9 protein-coding genes are annotated in these 9,470 nt (G+C 39.0%); 8 read left to right on the top strand and 1 reads right to left on the bottom strand.

Annotation, left to right across the window (positions count from 1 at the left end):
- The first annotated feature begins 677 nt into the window (after positions 1–677).
- From B2V92_RS00410 to B2V92_RS00395, 4 genes are all read left to right on the top strand, one after another.
- Entirely contained in the window at positions 678–2,066 is a 1,389-nt protein-coding gene (locus B2V92_RS00410; protein WP_293303792.1) for an arginine decarboxylase, read from the top strand.
- A gap of 100 nt (positions 2,067–2,166) precedes the next feature.
- On the top strand, positions 2,167–2,403 hold the full coding sequence (locus B2V92_RS00405; RefSeq protein ID WP_293303791.1) for a DUF433 domain-containing protein: 237 nt from the start codon (positions 2,167–2,169) through the stop codon (positions 2,401–2,403).
- Complete coding sequence (locus B2V92_RS00400) at positions 2,396–2,749, top strand: DUF5615 family PIN-like protein (protein WP_293303790.1); 354 nt, start codon at positions 2,396–2,398, stop codon at positions 2,747–2,749. The genes B2V92_RS00405 and B2V92_RS00400 overlap by 8 nt, the downstream gene beginning before the upstream one ends.
- Before the next feature lie 11 nt (positions 2,750–2,760).
- Positions 2,761–3,657, top strand: coding sequence for a DUF72 domain-containing protein (locus tag B2V92_RS00395; protein WP_293303789.1), 897 nt, complete (start codon positions 2,761–2,763; stop codon positions 3,655–3,657).
- Positions 3,658–3,854: 197 nt separating this feature from the next.
- On the opposite strand, the gene B2V92_RS00390 is transcribed toward B2V92_RS00395, so the two are convergent.
- Positions 3,855–4,355 carry a DUF1579 domain-containing protein gene (locus B2V92_RS00390; RefSeq protein WP_293303788.1) on the bottom strand — a complete coding sequence of 167 codons (501 nt, stop codon included), beginning with the start codon at positions 4,353–4,355 and terminating at the stop codon, positions 3,855–3,857.
- A 92-nt stretch (positions 4,356–4,447) separates the two neighbouring features.
- Here B2V92_RS00390 and B2V92_RS00385 point away from each other — a divergent pair, with 92 nt between their 5' ends.
- From B2V92_RS00385 to rnr, 4 genes are all read left to right on the top strand, one after another.
- The gene (locus tag B2V92_RS00385; RefSeq protein ID WP_293303787.1) at positions 4,448–5,161 is read left to right on the top strand and encodes a 3'-5' exonuclease; all 714 of its coding nucleotides are present in this window, start codon (positions 4,448–4,450) and stop codon (positions 5,159–5,161) included.
- Positions 5,162–5,425, top strand: a complete 264-nt coding sequence (locus tag B2V92_RS00380) for an Imm32 family immunity protein (RefSeq protein ID WP_293303786.1) — start codon at positions 5,162–5,164, stop codon at positions 5,423–5,425.
- On the top strand, positions 5,425–7,128 hold the full coding sequence (locus B2V92_RS00375) for an ABC transporter ATP-binding protein (RefSeq protein WP_293303785.1): 1,704 nt from the start codon (positions 5,425–5,427) through the stop codon (positions 7,126–7,128). The genes B2V92_RS00380 and B2V92_RS00375 overlap by 1 nt, the downstream gene beginning before the upstream one ends.
- A 563-nt stretch (positions 7,129–7,691) precedes the next feature.
- The coding region (gene rnr, locus B2V92_RS00370) for a ribonuclease R (protein ID WP_293303784.1) at positions 7,692–9,470 on the top strand (1,779 nt) is incomplete at its 3' end.

Raw genomic sequence — 9,470 nt, 5'->3', positions numbered from 1 at the left:
GCCACGGATGCACAGAAAACACGGAAAGTTATTGCACTACACATCCTATTATAACACACCCGTCATTAAACCTCAAATAGCAGCACGGGCCCTTATTAACTAAACCTGATCGAAACGAACATGATCCCGATTTTTCATCGGGTGAATAAAGTGGAGAGCAGGACCAGCCCAAACCGATAAGAACAGAACCTTGCTTTCCAAAACAACAAAGCTATTAAACACTGATTTACAATAAATTAACCAAACAAATCACCCTCCACCCGGGTTTGTATCCCCACGAATCATTTTTATTTTGCCACGGATGCACGGAAAACACGGAAAAGTTATTGCATTACATATCTTATTATAACCCATCCGTCATTAAACCCCAAATAGCAGCACTGGCCCTTGTTAACTAAACCTGATCAGAACGAACACGAGAGCAACGAGTAAAGTGGAGAGCAGGACTAACCCAAACCGACGAGAACAGAAACCTGCTTTCCAAACAATTAAAGATAGCGCCTATTACCTATTGTTTTACAACACTTTATCAAAACTACCCATCCTATTTTTTTCTAAAAACAATTTGTGCTCTTTTTTTGTAGTTAGGCTATCCGTTTCCCTACAGTAAAAATATTTTTATTAAAGATTAATTCTCGATTTAAAATTACATTTTTGCAAAAATTATTTAAAAGTAAATGCAGAGTTACTCAGAATTTCTCGATCTAAGCGTTGGCTTTCCACAGGAAGGCTTTGATGTTTTGGATGATGAATTATATTTTCAGGATTTAAACCTGATGGAAATGATCGAAACTTACGGTACGCCCCTACGTTTCACCTACTTGCCTTTGGTGAGCAAGAAAATTCAACAGGCGAAGATCCTTTTCCAGACTGCCATTTTAAAGAACAATTACCGTGGCGATTACAAATATTGCTATTGCACCAAAAGTTCGCACTTTAGGCATATTGTTGAGGAAGCACTAAAAAATAACATCCACCTCGAAACTTCTTCGGCTTTTGATATGCCAATGGTTGATGCCCTTGAGAAAAAAGGACATTTAACTAAGGATACCACCATCATCTGTAATGGTTTTAAAACCTACCAGTACAAGCAATATATTATTGATATGTTGCATGATGGATATAAAAACATCATCCCGGTTTTGGATAACAAGGAAGAATTTAACCTTTATGATGATGAAGTAGAAATGGATGAGCCCTGCAACCTGGGTATCCGCATTGCAGCAGAGGAACAGCCCGATTCGCAGTTTTATACTTCGCGTTTAGGTGTTCGTATGGAAGATGTAATTGATTTTTACAACAATAAAATCGTCCACAACCCCAACTTTAAGGTTAAGTTATTGCACTTTTTCATTAACTCGGGTATTACCGATTCGCCGTATTACTGGAACGAGCTGGAAAAATATGTAACACTTTACTGCAAATTCAAAAAAATCAATCCTGATTTAGATACACTGGATATTGGTGGTGGTATGCCATTTAAAGATTCACTGGTTTTCGATTTCGACTACGAATATATGGTAAACGAGATTGTTAAAAGGATCAAGGAAATCTGTGCCATCCACGAGGTTATGGAACCGGATATTATTACCGAATTTGGCAAATATACCGTTGCCGAAGCATCAGGCATTCTTTATAAAGTATTGGGCCGTAAACAACAGAACGACCGCGAGCGCTGGTTGATGCTGGATGGTTCTTTCATCACCAACTTACCGGATGTTTGGGCACTGAACCAAAAATATATCTTATTACCGATCAACAATTGGGATGCCGAATACGAACGTGTTAACTTGGGTGGTATTACCTGCGATGGACAGGATTACTACAATCAGGAAGCACACATGAACAGTGTATTTATGCCAAAAACGCGTAAAGTTCAGTATCTGGGCTTCTTCCATACTGGTGCTTACCAGGAGGTATTGAGCGGTTATGGTGGTATCCACCACTGTTTATTGCCTAGTCCGAAACACGTACTGATCCGCAGGAACCGTGATGAAAGCTTCAATTTCGAGGTTTTCGGCGAAGAGCAGAACAGTAAACAGGTGTTGAAGATATTGGGTTACTAATTTAGTTTTCAGTTGGGACACACCCCAAAAACGTAAAATTTTATATCTTTTTATAAATACCCCGGTTTTTTAAACTGGGGTATTTTTTTTATATTTGAGTATGGCGCGAGAACAGATTAAATTATTTGATCGGATCATTTCTACAGATGGTTTGATGGGTGGAAGACCTACAATACGTGGGTTAAGATTTCCAGTTTCTGATGTACTAGAATTATTGGCAAGTGGCATGAGTGAAGAACAAATCCTAGAGGAACATCCCATCCTCGAAAAAGAAGATATTAGGGCTGTTCTTTTATATAGTGCACAAAAGGTAGATGAGGATTTAATGTATGAATAATTGGGAAATTTGGACCGACACCAATATATCCCCTATTATTGCCAAGTGGCTTTCAGAATACACAATTTATAAAACCAAATCTTCTTTTAGTCTAAACTTACATTCAGTAGACGATTTGACCATTTTTAGAATGGCTCAAATTAGAAAGGATGTCATAATTATTTCTAAGGATTCAGATTTCAAAGAATTAATCGATTGGTTTGGCGCTCCTCCTAAACTTATCCTTATTAAAGTTGGAAATTGTTCAAACAAACTACTTTGGGAAAAATTAAAACCAAAGATTAATTCAGCATTAGAAGTACTCTTGAGTAAAAAAGAAGAAGTTAATGTAGTTAGTATCACATAATAAATTTAAAAATGCAATTCGGTAAAGTAGAAGACCCTTCGATTATAGATTATACACTTCCGGCTGATGCCACTGAAACAGCTGCAATATTAAAAGCAAATAAAGATAAACAGGCTTTTAAAGCTTATGTGGGCTGCGCAAAATGGAACAAAACTGATTTAAAAGGTTTTTATCCAAAAGGAACCAAGGATGAATTAACCTACTATTCTACACAGTTTAATTCGATAGAACTAAATGCCACCTTTTATGGCATGCCTACAAGCGAGCAGGTAATTACGTGGACGCAAAAAACACCTGCCGATTTTAAGTTTTTTCCAAAGCTAACCAATACCATCAGTCACTTTAAAAGATTGATCAACGTTAAAGAACCGGTTGAGCAATATTGCGATGCGATTAGTAATTTTGAGGATAAACTGGGCATGGCCTTTCTTCAGCTTCATGATAATTTTAAACCAAAAGATTTCGAAAGGTTAAAAATCGTCATCAACGAATTCCCAAAGGTAATTCCCTTGGGCGTTGAGGTTAGGAACACGGAATGGTTTACCAACCCGGCCATTGCCGACGAATTTGCCAAACTTTTCGAAGATAACGGCGTGGCCAATATCATTGTAGATACTTCGGGCAGAAGGGATATGTTACACATGCGTTTAACTACACCAACCGCTTTTGTACGTTTTGTAGGTGCCAATGATGACGAAATCGATAAAAAACGCCTGGATGACTGGATCGAAAGGATTGTAAGCTGGAAAGAACAGGGTTTACAGAACCTTTACTTCTTTGTACACCAGAATGTTGAGCTTTCATCGCCTTTATTTTCTGCTTATTTTACCGATAAACTGAATAAAGCAGTCGGAACCGATTTAAAAATACCGGTAATGGCCAATCAGGCTTCGCCTGGCTTGTTTTAAATGATATCTAAACCTATCAGGTTTTCGAAACCTGATAGGTTTGAAATTGCTAGTCGAGATTTACAATCTCTTCTCAATGAGCTGTGGATTTGCAATCCACCTTAAAGGATTAAAAATCCTTAGTTCTAAAATCGGGATTACAAATCCCGACTAACACTCGCTATGTTTCGTGTCGCCACGAACCATTTTCTAAAAACCTATATTTTCCTATAAACCGTTTCCGTTGCTTTTGCCTCTTCCCCTTCAGGCGAAACATTATACGCAGTTAACACAAACTCATCACTTCCAACAATTTCTAAAGTGGTACGCCAGCCCCAAAGCTGCTCCCCATATTCCGGGCTGCCATATTCGCCAAAAACCGAAAAGCCATTTGCTATAGCTTCTCCGCTCGAAAGCATAATCTGCGTACCCATGTGGAAACTATCCACCCAGTTGGTGGTAAACCTCTGGTACGGAATATCGAAACCGATAATCATTTTGCCTTCAAAAGATTTTCCCTCCAAACTTCCTTGATAATCAACCGAAATAAAACGGCTACCTAAAATGGAAGTAATCTGAGCCTCACACGGAGATTCGTCTGCCAGAACATCCTTTTCGAACCATGTTTTGGTTGTTCCCTGCCAATTTCCAATTAAAGTTTGAAGCTGTTTGTGAGCGCCATCCGCTAAAGATTGCTCGAATTTACTTTTTGCCATCATCAAAGCTATAGAATATAGTTGTAATGTTAAATCATTTATCTACAGGATTATGAAATGAAAATTGTAAATTGTTTTACAGAAAAAATTCATGTATGCTAAAAACGTTAGATCTCAATCAGGTAATGGTTATCGATATCGAAACTGTTCCGCAATACCCGTCATTTCAGGATGTTCCCCCGCATTTTCAGGAACTCTGGGAGCAAAAAACACATTATCAGCGAAGCGCAGACCAAAGTCCTGAAGATTTTTACGAAAAAGCAGGTATTATGGCCGAATTCGGTAAAATCATCTGCATCAGTTTAGGGATTTTTAATGTGCAGGATCAATCTCATTCTTTGCGGATCAAATCTATTTTTGGTCACGATGAAAAAGAAATGCTTTTGCTGTTCTCCGGTCTTTTAAGCAAACAAGCGCCAAATTTAATGTTCTGTGCACATAACGGAAAAGAGTTCGATTTCCCTTATTTATGTCGCAGATTATTGGTTAACGGCATAGAAATCCCGGTTCAATTACAGCTTTCGGGTAAAAAACCATGGGAAGTAAACCATATCGATACCATGGAACTCTGGAAATTCGGCGATTACAAACACTTTACTTCATTAAATCTATTGGCAGCTATTTTGGATATCCCAACCCCCAAAGATGACATTAACGGTTCGCAGGTAAGGCAGGTTTACTACGAAGAGAAAAACCTCGAACGCATAGTTACCTATTGCCAGAAAGATGTAATTACTACTGCACAAGTGCTGTTAAAATTTAAAGGAATGAATATAATTTCAGCAGAAAACGTTACCATTGTAACCTAAATGATGATCGAAGTAAAACTGGAAATTCCAAAATATGATAGAGAGGTAGGATTGCAATCTAGCTGGGTAGATGGATTCATACTTAAAACGGACATTATTGAAAATCAAATCCAAATTCAGGCGAATAAAGCAGGGCTCATTTCTCTTGCAAAACAGCTACTTTCCTTAGCACAAGATGAAACCCCAATTGGTTGTCACTATCATTTAGACGACTATAACAGTTTGGAAGTGGGTTCAATTGAGCTTATTATTTCAAAAATCTGATGCTAAACGTAGAAAACCTAAATATCGATTTTTATTACCAGGAAGAAAAAACATGGTTTAAAGCTGTAAAACAGATCAGTTTTAATGTAAAAAAAGGAACAGTTTTAGGTATTGTAGGCGAATCGGGCTCCGGGAAATCGGTTACCTCTTTTTCTATTATGCGTTTGCACGATGAAAAAAGCGCAAAAATTACAGGTGATATCGATTTTGAAAATATCAGTCTGCTTAATCTCGGCACGAATGAAATCCGCCAGATCAGGGGCAACCAGATTTCAATGATCTTTCAGGAACCTATGACTTCCCTCAACCCTGTTTTTACCTGTGGCGATCAGGTGGCCGAAGCCATTATATTGCACAGGAAAGTAGATAAAACCGAAGCCAAAAAACTTACTATTGCTCTTTTTAACGAGGTACAGTTACCCCGCCCCGAAAAAATATTCGATAGTTATCCGCACCAGATTTCTGGCGGACAAAAACAACGGGTAATGATTGCGATGGCATTAAGCTGCGATCCAAAACTATTGATTGCCGATGAGCCTACCACCGCATTGGATGTAACCGTTCAAAAAACCATTCTCCAGTTGCTCTTAAAACTGAAAACCGAACGGGATATGGCCATGATCTTTATTTCGCACGATTTAGGTGTGGTAAACGAAATTGCCGACGAAGTTGCAGTAATGTACAAAGGCGAAATTGTTGAGCAGGGACCGGCAAAATCTATTTTCGAAAATCCGCAACATCCCTACACCAAAGGTTTGCTCGCCTGCCGTCCTTCCCCTGCCCTCCAGTTAAAGAAATTACCTGTAGTAGCCGATTTCCTTACCGGAAAAATTGACGATGCCTCAGCACATTTACAGTCCTCAAACCAGTTAACCGAAGTTGAAATTTCAACACGCAGAGAAAAACTCTATGCACAACAACCTTTACTTCAGATAAAAAACCTCTGCACCTGGTATCCCATAAACAATGGTCTGTTCGGAAAAACCACCGACTATGTAAAAGCCGTTGACCAATTGAATTTTGAGGTTTTCCCGGGAGAAACGCTGGGATTAGTTGGCGAATCAGGCTGTGGCAAAACCACCTTGGGGCGTACCATTTTAAGATTGATACAGCCAACTTCTGGTCAGATTATTTTCAATGGACAAGACATTACCCATATTAGCAAAACTGATCTACGTAAACTAAGGAAAGATATCCAGATCATTTTTCAGGATCCTTATGCCTCTTTAAACCCAAGGTTAAGCATTGGTCAATCTATTTTAGAGCCCTTACAGGTCCATAAACTACACCGCAATGATGCCGAACGCAAACAGAAGGTATTAGAGCTACTCAATAAAGTAGGCTTAAAAGAAGAACACTTTAACCGCTACCCGCACGAATTTAGCGGCGGACAAAGACAACGTGTTGTTATTGCCAGGGCTTTGGCACTAGAACCTAAATTTATCATCTGCGACGAATCCGTTTCTGCCCTTGATGTTTCCGTACAGGCACAGGTTTTAAACCTCATCAGAGATCTCCAACAGGAATTCGGGCTCACCTATATCTTCATCTCCCACGATCTGGCCGTAATAAAGCATATTTCAGATCGCATTTTAGTAATGAACAAAGGAAAAATCGAAGAAGAAGGTTTCCCTGAGCAGATATTTAATGCGCCGAAAGCAGCGTACACAAAAAAACTAATTGAGGCTATTCCGGGTAATTGATGTAAAATGGAAAATGTGAGATGGAAAATGGTGTTCATAGTTCATAGTTCATAGGATGGAAATGCTTCTGGAAAAAGGTTTAAAATGCAAGATTATTTATCGGGGATGGTTTATGGATAATAGTCATCTTACCTACCCCACATTACTCATTAACAACGAATTATTAACTCAGGATGCAGTAGGGCAATTTGCTATACTAATGAACAAATGACAAATGGAGTTTTTAAAAGTCTGATTATCGACGTTGGAAGTTTTGGCTACCCAACACAGTTAACCAATTTAAACAATTAACCGATTAACCAGTTAACAGTTTTCAACCAACAATCTAGCCATCTAACAATTGAACAATCGGGTTTACAGTTAACCCCTGAGCGTAGTCGAAGGGTAAACAATTAACCGATTAACCATTTTTCAGCCAACAATCCAGCCATTTAACAATTAAACAATCTCGTTTACAATTAGCCACAATTCCACCAATGAACGAATGAACCAGTGAACAAATGAACCATCTAAATCCCCCATCTTACATATTTTCTGTATCTTCGATAAATTCAGTATAGCGTATGGCAAAGAAAAAATCGGCAAATATAAAATTGGTTCTGAATCAATTGGTTAGTGATGTTTTTGAAAAGAACAGTAATCAAGTGCTAAATTACAAGCAGGTTTCGGCCAAATTAAATTTGAACGATCAGGAGTCGAGAGAAACCATTCTCGAGATCTTAAAAGAGGGGAAAAATGCAGGAATTTTCATAGAACCCCAAAAAGGTAAATTTAAACTTAAAGAGTTACAGAATTTCATTATCGGTACGGTTGATATGACCGCCGATGGTTCGGCTTACATTGTTCCGGAAGACGAGTTTGAGAAAGACATTTTTGTTGCTCCCCGCAAACTCAAAAATGCCTTACATGGCGATACCGTTAAAGCTTATGTTTTCGCCAAGAAAAGTGGTCGCAAAAATGATGGTGAGGTTGTGGAGATCATTAAAAGGGCAAAATCAGATTTTACAGGGGTAATTAAAATTTCCGATCGTTTTGCATTTGTAATCGCAGATGATAAGAAAATGATGCACGATATTTTTGTGCCTTTGGCCGATACCCACGATGCCCGAAACGGTCAGCGTGTATTGGTAACCTTATCTGATTGGCCTGAAAGTGCCAAAAACCCGATCGGCATTGTTAAACATGTACTCGGCAACCAGGGTGAAAACAATACCGAAATGAACGCGATTTTGGCCCAGTATGGTTTTCCATTGGAATTTCCACCTCAGGTAGAACGCGAAGCAAATGCGATCCCTGAAGAAATACCTGCCGCCGAAATTGCGAAAAGAAAAGATTTTAGAAATATATTAACCTTTACCATAGATCCGGCTGATGCAAAAGATTTTGATGATGCCATTTCTTACCAAAAACTGCCTAACGGAAATCACGAAATCGGCGTGCACATTGCCGATGTTTCGCATTACGTAATCCAGGGTACAGAGTTGGATAAAGAAGCTTACAGCCGTGCTACTTCGGTTTACCTCGTTGATCGCGTAATTCCGATGCTTCCCGAGCGTTTAAGTAATGGTGTATGTTCATTACGTCCACATGAAGACAAACTCTGTTTTGCAGCAGTTTTCGAACTCGATGAGCAGGCGAATATCCAAAATGAATGGTATGGGCGTACTGTGATCCACTCTGACAGAAGGTTCAGTTATGAAGAAGCACAGGAAGTAATTGAGAACAAGGCAGGTGATTATGCTACCGAAATCCTGAAATTAAATGAACTGGCTTATATCCTCCGCGACCGCAAATTTAAAAACGGAGCGATCAGTTTCGAAAGTACCGAGGTTAAATTCAAGCTTGATGAAACCGGAAAACCGATCGGTGTTTATGTTAAAGAACGTAAAGATGCCCATAAACTGATCGAAGATTATATGTTGTTGGCTAACCGTAAAGTGGCCGAATTTGTTGCAAAAAAAGTGAAGGGTAAAAACAAACTTACCTTTGTTTACCGCGTACATGATTCGCCGAATATGGAAACCCTTACTACTTTCGCCACTTTTGCTGCCCGTTTCGGTTACAAGGTAAATACCAAATCAGATAAGGAAATTGCTAAATCTTTAAATAGCTTAATGGCTGATGTGGAAGGTAAAAAAGAACAGAATATCCTTACCTCACTGGCCATCCGATCGATGGCTAAGGCCATTTATTCAACAAAAAAGACCAGTCATTACGGTTTGGCTTTCGAATATTATACCCATTTTACTTCCCCTATCCGCCGTTATCCCGATGTTATGGCGCACAGGCTTTTACAAACCTATCTGGATGGTGGTAAATCAGCAGATGCCGAAGCCTACGAA

Source organism: Pedobacter sp. UBA5917 (genome assembly GCF_002432345.1).
In the GTDB taxonomy this organism is placed as follows: domain Bacteria; phylum Bacteroidota; class Bacteroidia; order Sphingobacteriales; family Sphingobacteriaceae; genus Pedobacter.
Note: the sequence above shows the minus strand (reverse complement) of the source record. Positions and strands in the feature narration are given on the sequence as shown.

Bases quoted from the DNA above. Each gene is read 5' to 3' on its own strand.
- B2V92_RS00410 (WP_293303792.1), top strand. From the start codon at position 678: ATGCAGAGTTACTCAGAATTTCTCGATCTAAGCGTTGGCTTTCCACAG.
- B2V92_RS00405 (WP_293303791.1), top strand. From the start codon at position 2,167: ATGGCGCGAGAACAGATTAAATTATTTGATCGGATCATTTCTACAGAT.
- B2V92_RS00400 (WP_293303790.1), top strand. From the start codon at position 2,396: ATGAATAATTGGGAAATTTGGACCGACACCAATATATCCCCTATTATT.
- B2V92_RS00395 (WP_293303789.1), top strand. From the start codon at position 2,761: ATGCAATTCGGTAAAGTAGAAGACCCTTCGATTATAGATTATACACTT.
- B2V92_RS00390 (WP_293303788.1), bottom strand. From the start codon at position 4,355: ATGATGGCAAAAAGTAAATTCGAGCAATCTTTAGCGGATGGCGCTCAC.
- B2V92_RS00385 (WP_293303787.1), top strand. From the start codon at position 4,448: ATGCTAAAAACGTTAGATCTCAATCAGGTAATGGTTATCGATATCGAA.
- B2V92_RS00380 (WP_293303786.1), top strand. From the start codon at position 5,162: ATGATGATCGAAGTAAAACTGGAAATTCCAAAATATGATAGAGAGGTA.
- B2V92_RS00375 (WP_293303785.1), top strand. From the start codon at position 5,425: ATGCTAAACGTAGAAAACCTAAATATCGATTTTTATTACCAGGAAGAA.